The organism is Paenibacillus sp. G34 (genome assembly GCF_056856875.1).
Genome location: NZ_CM166469.1, coordinates 876,585 through 894,323 on the forward strand (window position 1 = coordinate 876,585; position 17,739 = coordinate 894,323).

The window sequence follows — 17,739 nt, forward strand, 5'->3', positions numbered from 1 at the left end:
AACGAAACGAACAAATCTTGGAATACAATAACTTCATGAAGAACCCCCTTCAAGTGAGCTGCTCCCTGGCTACTCACTTGAAGGGGGTTCTTTTATACCATTAGAAACGAGCAAAAGCACCAAAAATTAATATTGTTAACAACTGATCTATTTGTTTTATTATCTAAACCAGGCCTTATTCAGATTGTTCGCAAAGTTGTTATCGTTAAAAGGAACATTCGCACTGCCAAAGTCTGTTGTGTTGAGGGCACTACGCGCGGCTGGAGTCAGATCATCCCAACCGATCAGCGGCTGAGTTCCCCCGACGACATTGGTTACACCTAGCTCGTGGTTGAGCGGCCAGGTGCTATTATAAGAAATTTTCGGATGATCGCCCTGCATGTTGCTGTTGTTTGGGGCCACTTTGGTGAACTGACCATGACCTGAATAGGCGATCGAGAGTACTTTCGGATTGGCTACGGCCGGATTATCTACCCATACCACAATGCCTTCCCAGTCATGCCGATGTCCAAATCCCGGAGATGGGTTGTCTTTAGGGAAGTACCATGCGTACATGATGGCCCACACGCCATTATGCCAAGCAGAACGTGAATAGACCTGACCCAGGTTGGAACCGCATCCGCCATTGTGTGATCCGGACGTTGCCAAACCTGCGCTGGTGTTGCCTTGCGCATCAACGGCTGGGAAAGGCACGCATCCATGATAGACCTTCAGAAAAGGCTGGAAACGTTTGGCTGTGATTTGCGTGACTGTTACGGGTGTGACTTCTTGAAAACCGACGACCTGGTCATGATTAATGACAGCAGCTTCCGCAACGGTACCCATAGGCAAGTAGGCGAGAAGGATGACCATAATCATAAGTACAAGTTTCTTTGTTTTTTGCATTGTGCAATTCTCCTTTACAAACGTAGTAGAGTGAAGCAAATTATGTATTGAGCAGTCTGTTACTATAGGGTACTGGAAAAATATTGATTTGAATTATATTTTTATATTGAGATTTGTAAATTTGCTGTATATTTTTGTCATACTATAATTAGTTGCGGACAGCAGATAGTATGGAGATTAATTCCGGTGCAAGCGGGCAGAATGGAAGATCAGTGGTTTTTTTACAAAAGAAGATGGAAAGATCGGTTTCAAGATGACTTTGGTATGTTTATTAGGGTAAGGGACTTCGGGCGTTTGATTTATGCAAAAATCACGGCTGGAATAGGCTAGGACATCTTTACATTTGATGATATGATAGAAGCAATAGCTTTTGGAATGGGACGTCATTCCTCTGGCATAGTTATATATAGTGTTTGGGCAGGATTAACGAAAGTTCATGGTTGTGTTAATTATAATGATGCCCCTTGGTGGACTGATGCAGCGTAAGAAGATGAGGTCATTCGGACTCATGGATAATGTGGAATAGGTGGCGTATCAGATGAAAAGAGCTCGATTAATATATAATCCGACTTCAGGCCGGGAAGAAATGAAGAAACGTCTAGCTGATATTTTGCAACGTTTGGATCAAGGCGGTATTGAGGCTTCGTGTCATGCTACAACGGGGGAAGGCGATGCGACCCGGGAAGCGGAACTGGCGATTGAACGCGGATACGACATGATTATTGCTGCTGGCGGAGACGGTACGTTATATGAGGTCATTAATGGTATGGCTGAGCGGGACAATCGCCCTCCACTGGGTGTGTTTCCTCTGGGGACGACCAATGACTTTGCGCGTGCGCTCGGGATTCCGAGACAATGGGAAGATTATGTGGATCTGGTTATTCAGCAGCAGACCCGCCCACTCGATCTGGGCAAGGCGAATGACAGATATTTTATCAACATCGCCGGCGGCGGATCGTTAACCGAACTGACTTATGAAGTGCCGAGTCGTTTGAAAACGATGATCGGGCAACTGGCCTATTATATGAAGGGGATTGAGAAAATGGCAAGCCTGTCCCCGCAGGAATTAATCATTCGTGCGAATGGCCAGGAAGAAATTCATGATGAATTCATGCTGTTCCTCATTGCCAATACGAACTCCGTAGGCGGCTTCGAGAAGCTGGCTCCGGGGGCAACCATTGATGATGGGTTGTTCGATGTCATTGGTGTACGCAAGTGTAATCTGGCGGATATGATTCGTCTTGTTACTTTGGCGCTGCGCGGAGAGCATCTGAACGACAAAAAGGTTGTTCATTTCCAGACGGATCACATGGAAGTCAATTCCCCAGGCTATGTACAACTGAATCTGGACGGTGAGCTAGGCGGCACGTTGCCTGCGACGTTTACGAATCTAAAGCATCATCTGCAGCTGTTCCATCGGTAAATAAATGTTACAATGAAATAACGTTTCTGAGATTCGTTAGAATTTTGGAACGTTATTTTTGGCGTGAAGAAGGCAATTCTTTTATTAAGATGACGGAAATTACGGAAAAGTTCGAAACAGTTCGAAAAAGCTTAGATTAACTCACCGTCATGTCAGGCGGTGTACTATATAAGAAAGAAGTGAATGTACGTTGTCTAATACGAACCGCAGCGGTCGTGGAAAAAACCGCCGGAATTCGGCTGCTCCTCAGGGGAAAGGGAAAGCTTCAGCTTCCCGTCAGCCAAGTCAATCAACTCAATCAACTCGTCTATCTACAAGTCAGTCTGGTAAAGAGGTACGGCCAAACGGTGCATCCCTGTCTGGTTCGCGTTCCAAAGGCAGAGCACGTGAATCCGCACCAATTGAAGGATTGCCCGTTAGCAAAAATGAAGAAACCGTCATTGAGATCATTGGCATGAATCATGACGGCGAGGGTGTAGGCCGTGCAGATGGATACACACTATTCGTGCAGGGTGCCCTTCCTGGGGAAACCGTGCGCGTGCGCGTCATGAAAACCAAGAAGCAGTATGGCTACGCCAAGTTGCTTGAGATTGTCAAAGCCAGTCCGGACCGTGTATCCGCGCCATGTCCGATCTACGATCAATGCGGCGGATGTCAGATTCAGCATATGAGCTACGCTGGTCAACTGGCGTGGAAACGTCAGCTTGTGATCGATAATTTACAGCGGATCGGGAAGCTGAACGTGTTGGTGGACAGTGACACGAGCGAAGAAGATACAGAACACGCGATTCGTGTCCTGCCAACAATGGGCATGGACGAGCCGTGGCGTTACCGGAACAAGGCACAGGTGCCGATTGGTGTAACCGAAGGTGGTTTGGTGGGTGGTTTCTATGCGAAAGGAAGTCACCGAATCATCGACATGGAGACCTGTCTTATTCAGCACGAGCATAATGATGAAGTCGTGGCGAAGGTGAAGGAGATCGGCAGCCACCTCGGCATCAGTGCATACAACGAAGAAACTGGCCGCGGCCTGCTGCGTCATGTCGTAGTAAAAAAAGCGTTCCGTACAGGCGAGATGATGCTCGTTCTGGTGACGAATGGCCGGGATATTCAACACAAAGATGAGTGGATCGGCAGTATCCGTGAAGCCATTCCTCAAGTGGCGAGCATCTGTCAGAACGTGAACAAAAAGCAGACGAACGTTATTTTCGGTGATGAGACCCGTGTCCTGTGGGGCCGCGATGTAATCTATGATTTTATCGGGGATGTGCAATTTGCAATCTCTCCGCGTTCGTTCTACCAGGTCAATCCGGTACAGACCGAAGTGCTATATGGAAAAACAGTAGAATACGCTGGACTGAGCGGCAAAGAAACTGTAATCGATGCGTATTGCGGCATCGGAACGATCTCTCTTTTCCTGGCACAGCATGCAGATCAGGTGTACGGGGTAGAGATTGTGCCCGAAGCGATTGAGGATGCACGCAGCAATGCGATGCTGAACGAGATGAAGAACGTGAAGTTCGAAGTTGGTGCCTCCGAGGACGTCATCCCGCGCTGGAAAGAACAAGGCATCGAAGCCGATGTCATCGTTGTCGATCCCCCGCGCAAAGGCTGCGACCCGCGTCTGCTCGATACCATCCTGGAGATGAAGCCGGAGCGCGTGGTGTACGTGAGCTGTAATCCGAGTACGCTGGCACGTGATCTGCGCGTGCTGGAAGATGGCGGTTATCGCACAGTGGAGGTAACTCCGGTGGATATGTTCCCCCTTACGGTGCATGTGGAGTCGGTGGCGATGTTGGTGAGGGAGTAGTATTCTGGGGCCCTATGTTTTTGTTAAAATAGCTATTTAGCCCGAAGCTTCTAAAGTTCGGGCTATTGCTATTGTTGTTTTTATCAAAATAATATATTTAGCGCAAAGCAGTGATTGTGGCTTCTGTTCGGCGGGTGAATCAGTTTTCAATAACATTGTGTGGCTCATTATTTTCCCAAGCTGCAGTAAGACGTGGTAAAGGTATACCTAATTTTTTGCATCTTTCACAACTTCAAGTACCGAAAAACCTGCTTTAGTATTGTTATATTCAATGGAAAGTCGTGCTAGGCTGCCCTTTGCAAAAATAACCTTGTTAAAAAGCATACTGAGAAGTGGCGGTGGAATTTTAGTCAGCAGTAGAGAAATGATATCAAGTTTTGCACCTCTTGCTTGAAGTACAGGTGCAATTTCCCTCATATTCTTCCCAAGATTGGCGAATGAGTCACGATGATTCAAGAGTGCTGGAAAGCTTCCTCGTCTCAAAACTTCGGATTCCATAGCCGCATTCATGGCAAAGTGATTCCATAGCCAGTTTTGCATATCCTTGATCCAACTAATTTTAAAATGGGTACTTTCAAACAGATCTTTGACCTTGTTGTTTATTTGTGCCGTGCCTTCCCGTGGTTTTTCAAGAAATATCCTTTTAAAAAAGCCGCCTCTGAGCCTATTGTCCGTGATGCCGCCTCCTGCTCCCGGGAAGCCAAAGACAACATTGTTCATAACCAAGGGTGAGATCGCTGATTTCAAATCTTGCCAAATGTTATTGAATATGAGGACAGGAGTGGTTCCTGCAACAGTCGACAGTAGTTGTGCTGCCTCAGGAAGATGTTCGGTGTGGACACTTACAATAATGAGATCATAATTGGGGCGTATCTCCTCATGTAGTTGGACGTTCCAGCTTTCCTTTATGAGCTGTTTCCCTCTTCGTGCGTCCCACATTTCAAGCTCTACATGGCTTCCGAAGGTTGCTTTTCTCCCTTTCCTAACGTAAAACTCAACGGTATGGCCTGCCTTTTCAAAAGCCCAAGCATATTGGGTCGATATTAAACCTCTACCAAAGAATAGAATTCTCATATTTCCTCCTGAAATATATTTTCGTCCTTATTGATTATCCAACAACGTGTTGTACAATGTTATTGTATGGATTCACTATACACTCATCAACCATCAGATTTTTAATATCTGTCGTATGATGGGTTGGACGGATTGAACGGAAAATGGAGGGAAATCATGCATAAGCAACCTGAAATGACGGACAAAACAAGGCAGACTTTTGTAAATGTATTCTGCGATTTATATAGCCGAAAACCCATCGAAAAAATATCCATTCAAGAGATTGCTAAACAATCAGGATATAATCGCAGTACATTTTATCAATACTTTACGGATATCTATGAGTTGTTGGACTACGTTGAAGAGCGTATTTTGAAGTCCATTAACGAGGAAATGGCAGGCAGAGAGTTTTCTACACATACTTTCCAAGATGCACTTCAATGCTTGGAAAATGCAGAAGACATTTCAGTTCTTAAAGCCCTCTTGGGCGACTATGGTTCTGTTCATTTTATTGAACGTTTGAAAAGAGAAATTCCCTTTGAGCGATTGATTGTGGACTTTCCAACAAACGATGCTTTAGCACCATATATTATTGAGTTTTACATATCAACATTAATATCTATGTTTCGTCTTTGGATACGAAGCGGCAAAGATCTATCATCAGAAGAATTGGTCGGACTGATTGATAGCCTATTTACAAAGGGGATAACGCCATATCATATTTTTGGATCGGTCAATCCTGGGCGCCAATGAATCATCGTTACTCGCATACGACACACGTGGAATCGGTGGCGGTGCTTAAATGGAAGGGGCAGAATTAATTCCTACACTTCTTGTTGTTCCAACTTCCTTACAGTTAGGCACGGAGTTGTTCTTCCGTGTCATTTTTGTGCCATCTCCTTGGCATCAACGGGCTTTTTCAAAACTGTTGACAATTGGCATATATGTAATTATATTTAATATATCAATTGCTTGGTGCTGTAAAGCACTAGTGTAAACGCTCTCCAAGCAACATTTTACGCAATATAGTTCAATCCCGTCGAGGGAGAAAATGAAGAGGGAAGGGGTTACTTAGTCCCAGTTTTGTACATGCCCTATCCATTTACGCGTGATATTCCTCTTCGTTTTGTAAAGCATTTTCAGCAACGCTTCATGGCTTGGGGAAATGCTTTTTTTGGTCTTTGCGATGTTGACGATGGTAACCCTCAATTATTTCCGTCGTTGTACTCTTCGCGTCAAGCTTTTTGTGTCCTGCATCTTGTCATACTCCGCCTCCAACATGAATTGCAGCATCTCTGCATACAACTCTATAAACAACTCTTTCAGTACAAATTCACCTTTTCTATATTTATGAACTTATTCTTCTTCACAATCACTCTCACTTGCTCTTCACGTATATTATCCTCTTTAATCAGCCTTTTTCTAAAGATTATCTAACGGGGGAAACATGATGTCTAAATCAATAGAATTGATCTTGAAAGACGAAATTTTTGCTGAACTGGACATCGAGTATCCGAAAGATCATGATACCCGTTTGTTGGACCAAGGGATCGATTCCGTAGGCTTCGTCAAGCTTATTGTTTTAGTGGAATCAAAGTTTAACATCTCGATCCCTGATGAAGATCTGTTATTTGAGAATTTCTCCACGGCTGGGTTAATCCTTAATTATTTGACTGAGAAAACGCTATGATGACGATCATTCAGCGTTTATTTCTGGAGGCCTCTAATCGCCAAGATCATATTATCCTTGAAGATCTAAAGCAGCAATGGACTTACGCCGAGGTGATGACAGAAGCTTACTTGACTGCTTTATATCTCCGCAAGAATTTTAAGCTTGAGCCCGGAAGTCATGTTGCATTATACACAAATAATGAACCCTTGTTCATTTTTGCGGCGCTGGGCATTCAATTCTGCGGTTATGTGTTAGTACCGGTTCCTTATTCGGCATCCAATACTGAGATTGAAAATATTTTAAATGCCAGTGACGCCCAATTGGTTATCAGCAAATCTGCACAGTCCGCGCATATCAATTGCGACATTCCTTGGGTTACCGCTCAGGATTTATCGCAAGAACCCATGCCTTCGTTCGAATCGATCTCGTTAACCAATCAGTCCGATCCCAATCAATGTGCAATTCTCCTTCCTACATCGGGCACAACCGGAAAATCTAAAATCGTTATGTTATCCCATTGGAATGTATTAACGAATGCGCTGGCACATGGCAAAAAGGTGGGGTATACGAATCAAGATTCGTTTCTGGTAACGATGCCCGTTCATTTTAGTTCTACGATTGTCACGCAATTGATTTCTTGCATGTTATATGGAACCCGAATTAAACTTATCAGCTTGCCCTTGCTACCGCGTACAGCGTTTAAACTGTTTCAGAATAAAGCAGTCACGGCATTCTCGGCGGTGCCTACGCAATTGATGCACTTTGTTTCCGATTTCCATCAGACAAAGAACTGGAGTGCCTTCGATTCTATTCAATGTATTGTAATTAGCGGTGCGGCGACTCCCGCGAAATTAGTAGACCATCTTCAGACTGTATTTCCTCACGCGGACATTATTCAAACCTATGGATTGACCGAAGCTTCTCCGCGGGTGAGCATGATGGAACGGGGAGAGCGTTACTTATCCTGTGGATCACCCATCAATGATGTTTCCATTCGTCTTGTTGACGAAAAAGAGAATGAGGTTGAAGGAACAGCGATCGGAGAAATTTGGGTCAAGGGCCCGAATGTGATGCTCGGTTATTACAAAAACCCGGAGTTAACGAACGCTACCATTGTTGAGGGTTGGTTAAAGACGGGAGATTTGGGATATTGGAATGAATCAGGGTGTCTTATACTGACAGGCCGAAAGAAGAATATCATTATATCTGGCGGTATCAATATCTATCCGGAAGAAATCGAGGAGTTTTTGTACGGCTTGAAAGAAGTGGAGGAGGTCATGGTTGTTGGTGTACACGATGATCTTTTAGGTGAGGTTCCTATCGCGTTTCTGAAAGTTTTCAATGAATGCCTGATTGACATAGATGCACTGACACGACATTGCAACTTGCATTTGTCATCGTATAAAGTGCCTAGACAATGGAGGATTATCGATCACATTCCAAAAACAAAAACAGGAAAACTGGACAGGGCAAGCACGAAGCGCTTATTGCTAAATGAGATATACTGATTCGGAATCCTTAAGCCAGCTAACCAAAAAAACAGGGGTGAACGAAAGGTTGAACAATTCAACTCAAACGTTAGGCAGAAAATTATTGCCGGTCAGTTATCCAATGATTACAACCTATACGCAACATGCTCATCTCTTGTCCATACTTACCCATTACGAGTGTGCTCACACATGGATATTTAACAATTACATCCAATTATTCATTAACAAAGATTATAAACATCAGTGGGGAGATTTTTATTTCCCTGTGACTTATGAGCTGCGGCCATCGGATGCGTGCAAATGGATTACTTCTCAAAAGATACATAGAGATACTGTTACAACAAAATGGGACTCTGTTGTTCATTTTATTATAGAAAATATTAATGCGAATAACTATGTCCATACCATGATCAATTATTTCTACGTGCCCCTAAGCGATCGTTACAATAAACTTCAATTACATCATGACATATTTGTATACGGCTATGATTTGGATAGAGAGATATTGTATGTTTCCGATTTTTTTAAGAACGGGGTGTATAGTCAGGCTGAGATATCATTTAATGATTTCAATCTAGCGTTCGACATGAATCATCTAACAACGAATCATGATTATCTAAGAGAAATGGTTTATCTGTATACATTCAATGATCAATATCAGGATAAATTCAGTGCAGATACCCTGGTAAATTCGATAAGAAATTATTTCACTAACAAAACGCCGGAGTATTGGGAGATGTTCAACTATGGGGGCGACAGGCATAATCTTGACTTCGGCATGCAAATATACACAACACTATTTAATTATGCGAAAGAGATATCCGAACATAAGGCTATGCTTGATATAAGGCCCTTTCATTTACTCTATGATCATAAGAAGATCATGACGCTAAGATTCAAGTACTTGTACGATAATCGGCATTTGATTGAATTAAATCAAGAGCATATAGATGAATTCACAGCCATTGAACTTAAAGCAAAGATCCTTGTGAATCTAGCGATTAAATATAATTTGACAAGGGATACGAGTATTTCCGAAAGCTTACAAACGCTGATTACGAATATAGAAAATGAAGAATCCATATTCCTTGAACGATGGCTGAGGACGGTGGGTATTCAGTAATGTTGCGGGAGCAGATGATGGCAGTTGTGGATATCTCTTCTTGCACCGGAATAGAATCCTCAGCCCGAAGCCAGTAGTGATCAGGGCATTTTTTGGAGGGAGTGATGCCGGGATTATAATCGTTGCGATGCAGCGTTTTGCGTAAGCCAAACCTTTGCTCTTGTCTTAAAGATTCCGTTTGCTGGCAGGCTATTGCCGTCTCAGCTTTCAACGATCCGCATTGCTTCAAGCGCTTTTTTCGGCACAACCACACCACAGCGAATCCAATCACCTCAAGAATCTCTCCTAGTATTTGACCCGACATCTTGTGAATCATGCATAGAACCATTCCTATTTCGTTTGGGAGCAACGCAACGCTCACGAACCTTACGTATGAACAGCCAGTTAATTTGAAGAATCTGCCGGAAGCCACCATCATGGACTTGGAACCGGTGATCAGTTTGCATAATGCACTCGCTAGAACGATCCAGTATTACCAGGTTCAATATATCCATTAAACGGGAGGTACCTATGCAGGAACAGATCATAGCGATGATAAGCGAAGTCAAGGACGAAGCCCAGCTGGAAAACAGCTTGAACGGGCATTCCAGCATCATGGAAGACGGGGGATTGGACTCTTTACAACTAATTACTTTCTTATTGAAGGTGGAGGAGAACTTCGGTATTGAAATTGATTTCGAACAATTCGAATTCGATTGCATGGAATCGGTTACAGTCTTCTGCAATTATATCTCGGAGCTGCAGAAGACGGCATCTGCATGAACGATAGACGCAAGTCCGAGCTCATGATCGGGATGTTTGACGCGGAACGCTTCTGGCGTGACCCTAATCAAGCCAAACTGCCATCGGTTCACGATCCTGAAATGGAGAATGTCGTGATGGCCATGGATGAGCTGCTCTTCCCTTTTTGCGGGGCACAGGATAGGCTCATTACCCGTTATCGAATGAACGCTTCTCATAAAGCGTATTTGAATGAGATCGGATTCAAATTTCTGTCTAATTCAACCGATCTTGAGCGTCCTGATGGAGGAAGCGCAGGCAGAACCGCCAATATATTCGACCTGCTCACCTCAACGGATCAAGTGGGTGACATGGATCCCGATTGGCTGAACGGCGCCCGATTGTCACCCTTTGCGGTCATTCCGGGGGCGGACCGTGCTGCTGCTCGTTTCGGTCTGGAACAGGATTCCCCAGCTGTCGAGACGGTTCAGAAGGTCAACTCTAAGCTGTATTCGACCGAATTGAACCGTCGCCTTGGGCTTCAGTGTGACAGCCAGACGGTCTATTCTCACGAAGAGTTGCTGTCAACCGGCTTGGCTCTGCTGAAACAAGGCCCCTTCCTGATCAAAGATGAGTTTGGGGTATCTGGGAAGGGGAATTTGCTAATCGAGTCGGAAGCGATCTTGCAGCGGGTCACATCCTATCTCGCCAATCAGTGCAAAAAAGGAAAAACGCTTCGATTTATTATTGAGCCGTTCCTCCTCAAGGAGCTGGATTTCTCTTGCCAATTCCACATCGATCCGGACGGTACGTATCGGCATGTCTCTGTGCAGCAATTGGTCAATCACAATTTCGCTTACCAAGGCTCCTATACAGCCGATGAGAGGCTGCTTCATATGCTGCACGAAGCGGAGTACTTTGATGTAATGAAGCTGGTCGCCCGTGAGCTTTACCAGTCGGGTTATCACGGGCACGTATGCGTCGATTCGATGTTGCTAAGAGACGGCCGTATCGTTCCAATTGTTGAGGTCAATGCAAGGAGATCGATGAGTCTGATCAAGCATTACGTCGACCGGTATCTCGAGAAGCACGGTGCGGCCGGGAGTATGACACATGCGACTTTACAGTTTGCAGGGGATGTATCATTCGATCAATTGCTGGAATCGCTGGACCGCGAGGGTGTTCTATATAAGCCTGATCAAGGGTTTGGCATGCTACCGTTAAGCGCGAATACACTCTTTATTAACAAGGTCGTCAGCGAGTGCAAGGGGATCCGGAATAAGCAGGTGAAGGGCAGATTGTATTATTCGCTGGTTGAGAGGGCAGGGGATAACGAACGATTGTCCGCGAAACTTAAGGAGGTTCTGTCGTCGTTATCCTTCAAGATCGCCCCCTGATGCATTCCGAAGTGCTTGAAACCATGGATGGAGGAAGAGAGTTTATGGGGAAGCGGAAAGTAACGATTCTATGCTCGGGTTTCGGTCTGGGGTTCTATATTCCCGGTCTGTTAGCTGCAAGCGAGTTCGGGAAAAGAGATATCAAGGCGGAAGTGCTCGTGTTCGAAAGCTATTTGGAGCATGACAAGAGGGAGCATATTGCAGATAGCAGAACGGCTTACCACAATAATTTCGCACTTGCCAATTTTTCGGCCAAAATGCCGATGGATATCCGGGGGAGTATAGATTACGCCCAGGTCGAGCTATTGCTGGAGACGTGGGAAGCGGAAGAACGCTACGAATTCATATCGCTATCCGGACACTGGGTCTATATTCTGGATTTGTATAGGGAGAAGATGTTACCGAATCCAATTCATGTAGACCTGCTCTACGTCGATTCAGATCTGGCTCCGTCCTGGAAGAGCCTGAAGAAGTTTCATCCCCGGTATGACGAGCATTATTACAATGCTTGTCTCTATGACACCGATAAGATGGCAATTCGATACGAAATTCCGGTTCTTTCTGGTACGCCACTGCCCTTTGAATCAAGGAAGCGGCGGCTTGTTGTTCATGGCGGCGGCTGGGGGATGGGCACTTATCAAAATACAATTCCAGAGCTTGTCAGCCATAACTACGGGCTTGATATTGTAGCTTACGACTGGAAGGAAGCGAAGCCCGATCCCAATCACCGATATTGGATGAACGATCCGGAATGGTGTTCTTGGGTGAAGAGCTCGAACGGCCTGCATGAATTTCCGCCATATATTGAAATAGCAGGAGAAGATACGAATTCATACACCGCTGAAGCTGATCATCATTGGTTATTTGACGTCGCTTCTGAGGCAATGGCTATCGTGGCCAAGCCGGGAGCGGGCACATTGATCGACTCGCTTGCCTCCGAAACCCCTCTTATTCTTTTGGAGCCGTTCGGCAGTCATGAGCTTAGCAATCTGGAATTGTGGGAGTCGCTTGGATTTGGAATACGCTACGAGAAGTGGCGAGAGATGGATTTTTCTGTAGATATCCTTAAGAAGATGCATCAAGCGATCAAGAACAGACCCGGTGAACGGACGAATTATGTGGATCACTATTGTTCAAGGGTTGCGTTAACGAAGAGCTAAGATATCAATGGCAGAAGGGGTAATGCGATGAGCTTAAGTAAATTGAGTGTGGCCAAGGAAACGGTAAGCTATCCGAGATGGATCGTCTTGCAGCTGCTGGAGGAGTGCAATTTACGATGTAAGATGTGTTACGAGTGGGGACTCGAAGGACCCTACAAAAGCAAAAAAACATTAGCGCAGCTGGACCCGGAGCTGATCAAAAAGATCATCGTCGAGTGCAGTCCCGGCAAGCCGTATTACGATTTCTTCGGCGGCGAACCGCTGATGTACCCTTGGCTGAGCGACATTCTCGCCATGATCAATCATTATGGAAGCATAGCGGACTTCCCTACGAACGGCACACTGCTTGAGAAGCATGCCGAGATGTTAGTCGAGACTCCGCCTAATAAGATCTGGGTGTCGCTTGACGGCCCTGAGGAAATCAACGACAGGCAGAGGGGCAAAGGCGTGTTCAAGAAAGTAATCAAAGGAATCGAGAAGCTCTATGAGCTCCGGCAAAGCAAAGGCAAGCAATTTCCGAAGATGGGTGTATCCTTTATCATTACACCCTTGACCTATATGTACGTCGAGGAATTTTTCTTTAAGCATATCGACTTATCAATGTTGGACCATATCAGCATGGAAGTGCAGCTCTATGCCACGGAAGAGCAGTATGCCCAATATGTGGAGGTTCTTCGTGAGGAATTCGGCGTGCATGAAGCTCCGTATGCCAAGGGGATGGTCTGGAAAGACAATAGTTCGTTCAGCCAGATCGATATTCCCGAATTGACGAGACAGCTCAATAATGTTAAAGAGTATTGCTTGAAAAACAGTATCGATGTGATTACCTATCCGAAGACGATAGATGAACCGAATTTGCATAACTATTTCTCGGGACAATTCCATCAGATGGCGGATAAACGAAACCGTTGCTCTCTTCCATGGACCTATGCGGAGATTACGGCAAGAGGTGATGTTTCGCCCTGCCATGCCTTCTATGATTTGACCTTCGGCAACGTGAACGAAGAGAATTTGCTGGATATCTGGCGCAGTGACAATTACAAAGAGTATCGCGCGTATATGAAAAAAAATATGCTTCCGATTTGTACGGCTTGTTCAAGGTATTATATCTACTGATTCATGTGAATAACCTATTACGTTTAAGAAGGGTGTGTTGATATGAATCCGAAATCCGAGATTAAGCATTCCGCTAAGGATCTGCAAATATTGAAACGTACGATCAAGAATACGGTGGAAACCAAGCGGAACATGGAGAAAATAGCGGGTTACGCGACACCGTTGCCAGAGTCGGTCGGGATTAAACTGACGAACCAATGCAACTTGCGCTGCAAACATTGCTATCAATGGAATGACACCGGCTACCATCACTTCATGACACCGGAGCAGCAACGCGAACAGCTCGACTACGGGCTGCTGGAGAAGCTGATCCTTGAGACGGAACCAGCCAAGTCGAGACTCTATATCTGGGGCGGCGAGCCGCTTGTATACAGCCATTTCGACCGTTTAGCCGATTTGCTTGAAGCCCATCCCCGTGAGACGACGATCTGTACGAACGCGGTGCTGATCGAGCGAAAGCTGGACGCCTTGCTGAGAATCTCCGACAACCTGGAGCTGCTCATTGCGCTTGATGGATTCGAAGAAGAGAATGATGCACTTCGTGGCAAAGGGGTATTCAGCAAGGCGATAGATGCGATCCGGAAGCTGGTCGAGCTGCGCAAGGAAAACCGGTTCAAGGGCAAAATTACGATCCATACCGTCGTTAACGATGGTATGACTGACAAGCTTTACGATCTACTGGACTTTCTGGAGGGCGTCGGTGTAGATATGGTCATGGTCTGCTTCCCGTGGTACATCTCGGACGAATGCACGCAGGGAATGGACAATTACTTTGACGAGAAGTTCGACTTCCTTCCGGCGAGCGAGCACAGGGGCGAACGAAGCTGGCACGCTTTTAACTACAAGCTCAATCCGGAGCGTATCCCTGCTTTGATGAGCGAGTTGGACCGGGTGAATCATCGGGTCTGGAAAATGCGTCTACGCTACCAGCCGAATCTGGATCATGACCAGATTGAAGATTTCGTGCTCGGCAAAGAGGTGAGGGGTAAAGGCACGATGAACAAGAAGTGCCTGGCTCTCTCGAACCGGATGGACATTACGCCCGATGGAACAATTATCGCATGCAAATTTTTCAAGGAGTTCGAGATCGGCAAATTACATGATACGTCAGTACAGGAATTATGGCATAGCATGACTTACAAAAGGATAAGGGAAATGATGGATGAACGACTGACACCGGCTTGTTCCAAGTGCAGTGTCTTGCATTTGCACGGTGTATAACGATTCTAAATTCACATAAATGAGGTGCACAAGTGAGTATTATCCAGATGGAGGGGTTATCGAAAAGCTTCAAGTATTACGAGAAAGAACTGGGGCTCAAAAAATCGCTCAAAAATTTAGTGAGGCGGAAATCACTGATCAAAGACGCGGTTAGCGACATATCCCTTGTAATCGAGCAGGGTGAGATGGTCGGATTTTTAGGCCCGAACGGTTCCGGCAAAACAACTACGCTTAAGATGCTGTCCGGCATCTTGTATCCGACAAGCGGGCAAGCGACGGTATTAGGCTATGTCCCTTGGGAACGAAAAAAAGAATTCAAAATGCAGTTCTCCATCGTGATGGGGCAGAAATCACAGTTGTGGTGGGATTTACCGGCGAACGAATCGTTGTACCTGAACAAATGCATTTATGAGGTCGAGGATAAGCCCTACAATCTTGTGCTGGATGAGCTTACAGAGATGCTTGACGTTAAAGATCTGCTCAATATTCAGGTGCGGAGACTCTCGCTGGGGGAACGGATGAAGATGGAACTTATTGCGTCGCTAATCCACCGGCCGAAGGTGATTTTCCTGGATGAGCCTACAATCGGACTTGATCTGATTTCCCAGAAACGCATTCGGGAGTTTCTGAAGTATTATAACGAGCAGACGAAGGCAACGGTCATTCTGACAAGCCACTACATGGCGGATATTGAGGATCTATGCAAACGAGCGATCATCATCAATCAGGGGAAGATTGTATACGACGGCGATCTTCGGCGTGTGAACGAGCTGTTGCATGCCAAAAAGATTATCAAGCTGCAATTTACGGATGAAGTGCCGAGGCAAGCACTAAGCGACTATGGCACGATTACTCAACATGACGGCATGAATGCCGTCATGGAAATTGATAAGCATGACCTCCAGCGGCTTTCCAAAATGATACTGGACCGGTTCCCGATCCTCGATTTCACAGTTGAAGATATACCTGTCGAGCGAGGCATCGAAAGCTTATATCAGAAAGATGGGGTCAGACATGAAAGCCTTGAAGAAGTATAAAAGGACGTACATCCTTGCGCTTCAGAACGCGATGGAGTACCGGACCGATTTCCTGATGGGCATTATCAGCGGCGGCTTTATCATACTCGTGCAATGCTTCCTCTGGACAGCTGTGTTCCGCAGTTCGCCGCAAGAGATTATTAACGGCTATACGTATTCACAGATCATCATTTATTCCGTGTTGTCCGGCGTCGTCTCCAAGCTGGTTTCTGCCGGCTTCGAAGGGGAGATCGCGAATGACATCAAGACGGGCGGACTAAGCAAATTTATCGCTCAGCCCATTCATTATTTCAGCTATCGGATATGTAATTTTTTCGGTGAGAAAACGGTTCAGACCGGGGTCGTACTTGTCTTATTCGTCATACTGATGACCGTGTTTATTCAGATTTGGGGGTTTCCGCTTAGAGTGGGGCAGATCGTTATGTTCCTGGTCAGTATTTTGTTCGGAATGCTCATCAACTTCCTGCTTTTTTATTCGATTAGTGCGCTCGCGTTCATCATTACTGAGGTTTGGGGCGTGTATATCGCGTTCAATCAAGGCGTCTATCTGCTCAGCGGCGCCATCTTTCCGCTTAATATTTTCGGAGATACGTTCGCCACAATCTCCAGCTATTTACCGTTCCAGTATGTCGTATTCTTCCCGGTTAAGATCATCCTCGGGAGCTTGGCGGTTCATGAGATCGTGAGCGGGCTCCTCTTACAGGCCGTTTGGGTAACGGTGCTTTTGGTCATTTCCAAGTTGGCTTGGGATTCCGGGATGAAGAAATATGTAGCCGTTGGAGGTTAGGTCTGTGAGTATCCGCTTGAGTGAGATTCGGAAGCACGTACGTATGTTTTTTATTTTCGCAAAGAACAGTTTGGTCGGTTATATGGAATACAAAGCGAATTTCTACTCCGGTTTGATCATGGAGACCGTATTTCTGTTTTCCAAGCTGATCTATGTCATCTTCGTTTTCCAGCTGGGGATCGAAATTAATGGAATTTCTCCGGACCAGATGATGATCTTCACCGGGACCTATACGATTATGATCGCAATCTATACCGGATTGTTTATGGATAACTTTTATAGATTTTCCGGCCATATCCGTAACGGAACGCTGGACTTGTATATGACGAAGCCGCTATCGCTGCAGTTCATGATTTCATTCCGAAACGTTAACTACGCATTTCCTATTCCGAACCTGATCGCCGGGATCACGATGATCGTAGTGGCTTGGCGGCGGCTTGGTATCGAGCCAAGCTTTATCCACGTGGCCGGATATATCGGCGTGATCTTGAGCAGCACGATCGTGACCTACTCGGTGCTTCTGCTTCCGCAAATTCTTGCTTTCTGGACGGTGAAGTCCGGTTCGATCTTCGATATAATTGACAAATGTTGGGATTTTAACAATATGCCAATGTACATATACCCCAAATGGCTACAGAGAATAGGACTGTATGTCGTGCCTATCTTGTTTATTACCAACATGCCATCGGTTTATTTGATCGACCGCTTGGACTTCTTCCTTGGAATATGGATTTTTGTAGCTCCTGTGATATCGCTTCTGGTCGTCAGGCTGTTCTGGAAGCTGGCCGTCAGACACTATGAGAGCGCCAGCAGTTAGAGAAATGCCAATAACAAATGGTTGAGAG

17 protein-coding genes are annotated in these 17,739 nt (G+C 45.5%); 15 read left to right on the forward strand and 2 right to left on the reverse strand.

Annotated features, from left to right (window positions below):
- Window positions 1–159 precede the first annotated feature (159 nt).
- Window positions 160–858, reverse strand: coding sequence for an NPP1 family protein (locus AC1VYS_RS03980; protein ID WP_482914902.1), 699 nt, complete (start codon window positions 856–858; stop codon window positions 160–162).
- A 565-nt stretch (window positions 859–1,423) separates the two neighbouring features.
- On the opposite strand from AC1VYS_RS03980, the gene AC1VYS_RS03985 reads away from it, so the two are divergent.
- Both AC1VYS_RS03985 and rlmD read left to right on the forward strand, forming a co-directional pair.
- Entirely contained in the window at window positions 1,424–2,308 is an 885-nt protein-coding gene (locus AC1VYS_RS03985) for a diacylglycerol kinase (RefSeq protein WP_090923311.1), read from the forward strand.
- Window positions 2,309–2,498: 190 nt separating this feature from the next.
- Window positions 2,499–4,118: a 23S rRNA (uracil(1939)-C(5))-methyltransferase RlmD gene (gene rlmD, locus AC1VYS_RS03990; protein ID WP_482913089.1), complete on the forward strand. Its 1,620-nt coding sequence runs from the start codon at window positions 2,499–2,501 to the stop codon at window positions 4,116–4,118.
- A 207-nt stretch (window positions 4,119–4,325) separates the two neighbouring features.
- Here the strand turns inward: rlmD and AC1VYS_RS03995 are convergent, their stop codons facing one another.
- Window positions 4,326–5,192: a ketopantoate reductase family protein gene (locus AC1VYS_RS03995; RefSeq protein ID WP_482913090.1), complete on the reverse strand. Its 867-nt coding sequence runs from the start codon at window positions 5,190–5,192 to the stop codon at window positions 4,326–4,328.
- A gap of 156 nt (window positions 5,193–5,348) precedes the next feature.
- Here AC1VYS_RS03995 and AC1VYS_RS04000 point away from each other — a divergent pair, with 156 nt between their 5' ends.
- The 13 genes from AC1VYS_RS04000 to AC1VYS_RS04060 all read left to right on the forward strand — a co-directional run bounded on the left by AC1VYS_RS04000 (window position 5,349) and on the right by AC1VYS_RS04060 (window position 17,711).
- Window positions 5,349–5,924: a TetR/AcrR family transcriptional regulator gene (locus AC1VYS_RS04000; protein ID WP_482913091.1), complete on the forward strand. Its 576-nt coding sequence runs from the start codon at window positions 5,349–5,351 to the stop codon at window positions 5,922–5,924.
- Between the two features lie 697 nt (window positions 5,925–6,621).
- Window positions 6,622–6,861, forward strand: coding sequence for a phosphopantetheine-binding protein (locus tag AC1VYS_RS04005; RefSeq protein WP_482913092.1), 240 nt, complete (start codon window positions 6,622–6,624; stop codon window positions 6,859–6,861).
- Window positions 6,858–8,351 carry a class I adenylate-forming enzyme family protein gene (locus AC1VYS_RS04010; protein WP_482913093.1) on the forward strand — a complete coding sequence of 498 codons (1,494 nt, stop codon included), beginning with the start codon at window positions 6,858–6,860 and terminating at the stop codon, window positions 8,349–8,351. The genes AC1VYS_RS04005 and AC1VYS_RS04010 overlap by 4 nt, the downstream gene beginning before the upstream one ends.
- The gene (locus AC1VYS_RS04015) at window positions 8,338–9,456 is read left to right on the forward strand and encodes a hypothetical protein (RefSeq protein WP_482913094.1); all 1,119 of its coding nucleotides are present in this window, start codon (window positions 8,338–8,340) and stop codon (window positions 9,454–9,456) included. Before AC1VYS_RS04010 ends, AC1VYS_RS04015 begins: the two co-directional genes overlap by 14 nt.
- 314 nt (window positions 9,457–9,770) lie before the next feature.
- Complete coding sequence (locus AC1VYS_RS04020) at window positions 9,771–9,953, forward strand: hypothetical protein (RefSeq protein WP_482913095.1); 183 nt, start codon at window positions 9,771–9,773, stop codon at window positions 9,951–9,953.
- A 13-nt stretch (window positions 9,954–9,966) separates the two neighbouring features.
- Window positions 9,967–10,218, forward strand: a complete 252-nt coding sequence (locus AC1VYS_RS04025; RefSeq protein WP_482913096.1) for an acyl carrier protein — start codon at window positions 9,967–9,969, stop codon at window positions 10,216–10,218.
- On the forward strand, window positions 10,215–11,573 hold the full coding sequence (locus AC1VYS_RS04030; protein WP_482913097.1) for an ATP-grasp domain-containing protein: 1,359 nt from the start codon (window positions 10,215–10,217) through the stop codon (window positions 11,571–11,573). Before AC1VYS_RS04025 ends, AC1VYS_RS04030 begins: the two co-directional genes overlap by 4 nt.
- Before the next feature lie 44 nt (window positions 11,574–11,617).
- A complete protein-coding gene (locus AC1VYS_RS04035; protein WP_482913098.1) occupies window positions 11,618–12,733 on the forward strand; it encodes a UDP-glucuronosyltransferase in 1,116 nt (371 codons plus the stop codon).
- A gap of 27 nt (window positions 12,734–12,760) precedes the next feature.
- Complete coding sequence (locus AC1VYS_RS04040) at window positions 12,761–13,849, forward strand: radical SAM/SPASM domain-containing protein (protein ID WP_482913099.1); 1,089 nt, start codon at window positions 12,761–12,763, stop codon at window positions 13,847–13,849.
- A 42-nt stretch (window positions 13,850–13,891) separates the two neighbouring features.
- Entirely contained in the window at window positions 13,892–15,070 is a 1,179-nt protein-coding gene (locus tag AC1VYS_RS04045; RefSeq protein WP_482913100.1) for a radical SAM protein, read from the forward strand.
- A gap of 32 nt (window positions 15,071–15,102) precedes the next feature.
- Window positions 15,103–16,107, forward strand: a complete 1,005-nt coding sequence (locus AC1VYS_RS04050) for an ABC transporter ATP-binding protein (RefSeq protein ID WP_482913101.1) — start codon at window positions 15,103–15,105, stop codon at window positions 16,105–16,107.
- Window positions 16,094–16,894 (forward strand): ABC transporter permease, encoded by an 801-nt coding sequence (locus AC1VYS_RS04055; RefSeq protein WP_482934470.1) that lies wholly within the window; start codon window positions 16,094–16,096, stop codon window positions 16,892–16,894. Before AC1VYS_RS04050 ends, AC1VYS_RS04055 begins: the two co-directional genes overlap by 14 nt.
- Before the next feature lie 4 nt (window positions 16,895–16,898).
- Window positions 16,899–17,711, forward strand: coding sequence for an ABC transporter permease (locus AC1VYS_RS04060; RefSeq protein WP_482913103.1), 813 nt, complete (start codon window positions 16,899–16,901; stop codon window positions 17,709–17,711).
- Window positions 17,712–17,739 lie beyond the last annotated feature (28 nt).

Bases quoted from the DNA above. Each gene is read 5' to 3' on its own strand.
- AC1VYS_RS04025 (WP_482913096.1), top strand. From the start codon at position 9,967: ATGCAGGAACAGATCATAGCGATGATAAGCGAAGTCAAGGACGAAGCC.
- AC1VYS_RS04015 (WP_482913094.1), top strand. From the start codon at position 8,338: ATGAGATATACTGATTCGGAATCCTTAAGCCAGCTAACCAAAAAAACA.
- AC1VYS_RS04000 (WP_482913091.1), top strand. From the start codon at position 5,349: ATGCATAAGCAACCTGAAATGACGGACAAAACAAGGCAGACTTTTGTA.
- AC1VYS_RS04005 (WP_482913092.1), top strand. From the start codon at position 6,622: ATGTCTAAATCAATAGAATTGATCTTGAAAGACGAAATTTTTGCTGAA.
- AC1VYS_RS04010 (WP_482913093.1), top strand. From the start codon at position 6,858: ATGATGACGATCATTCAGCGTTTATTTCTGGAGGCCTCTAATCGCCAA.
- AC1VYS_RS03985 (WP_090923311.1), top strand. From the start codon at position 1,424: ATGAAAAGAGCTCGATTAATATATAATCCGACTTCAGGCCGGGAAGAA.
- AC1VYS_RS03980 (WP_482914902.1), bottom strand. From the start codon at position 858: ATGATTATGGTCATCCTTCTCGCCTACTTGCCTATGGGTACCGTTGCG.
- AC1VYS_RS04045 (WP_482913100.1), top strand. From the start codon at position 13,892: ATGAATCCGAAATCCGAGATTAAGCATTCCGCTAAGGATCTGCAAATA.
- AC1VYS_RS04030 (WP_482913097.1), top strand. From the start codon at position 10,215: ATGAACGATAGACGCAAGTCCGAGCTCATGATCGGGATGTTTGACGCG.
- AC1VYS_RS04020 (WP_482913095.1), top strand. From the start codon at position 9,771: ATGCATAGAACCATTCCTATTTCGTTTGGGAGCAACGCAACGCTCACG.
- AC1VYS_RS03995 (WP_482913090.1), bottom strand. From the start codon at position 5,192: ATGAGAATTCTATTCTTTGGTAGAGGTTTAATATCGACCCAATATGCT.
- AC1VYS_RS04040 (WP_482913099.1), top strand. From the start codon at position 12,761: ATGAGCTTAAGTAAATTGAGTGTGGCCAAGGAAACGGTAAGCTATCCG.
- AC1VYS_RS04035 (WP_482913098.1), top strand. From the start codon at position 11,618: ATGGGGAAGCGGAAAGTAACGATTCTATGCTCGGGTTTCGGTCTGGGG.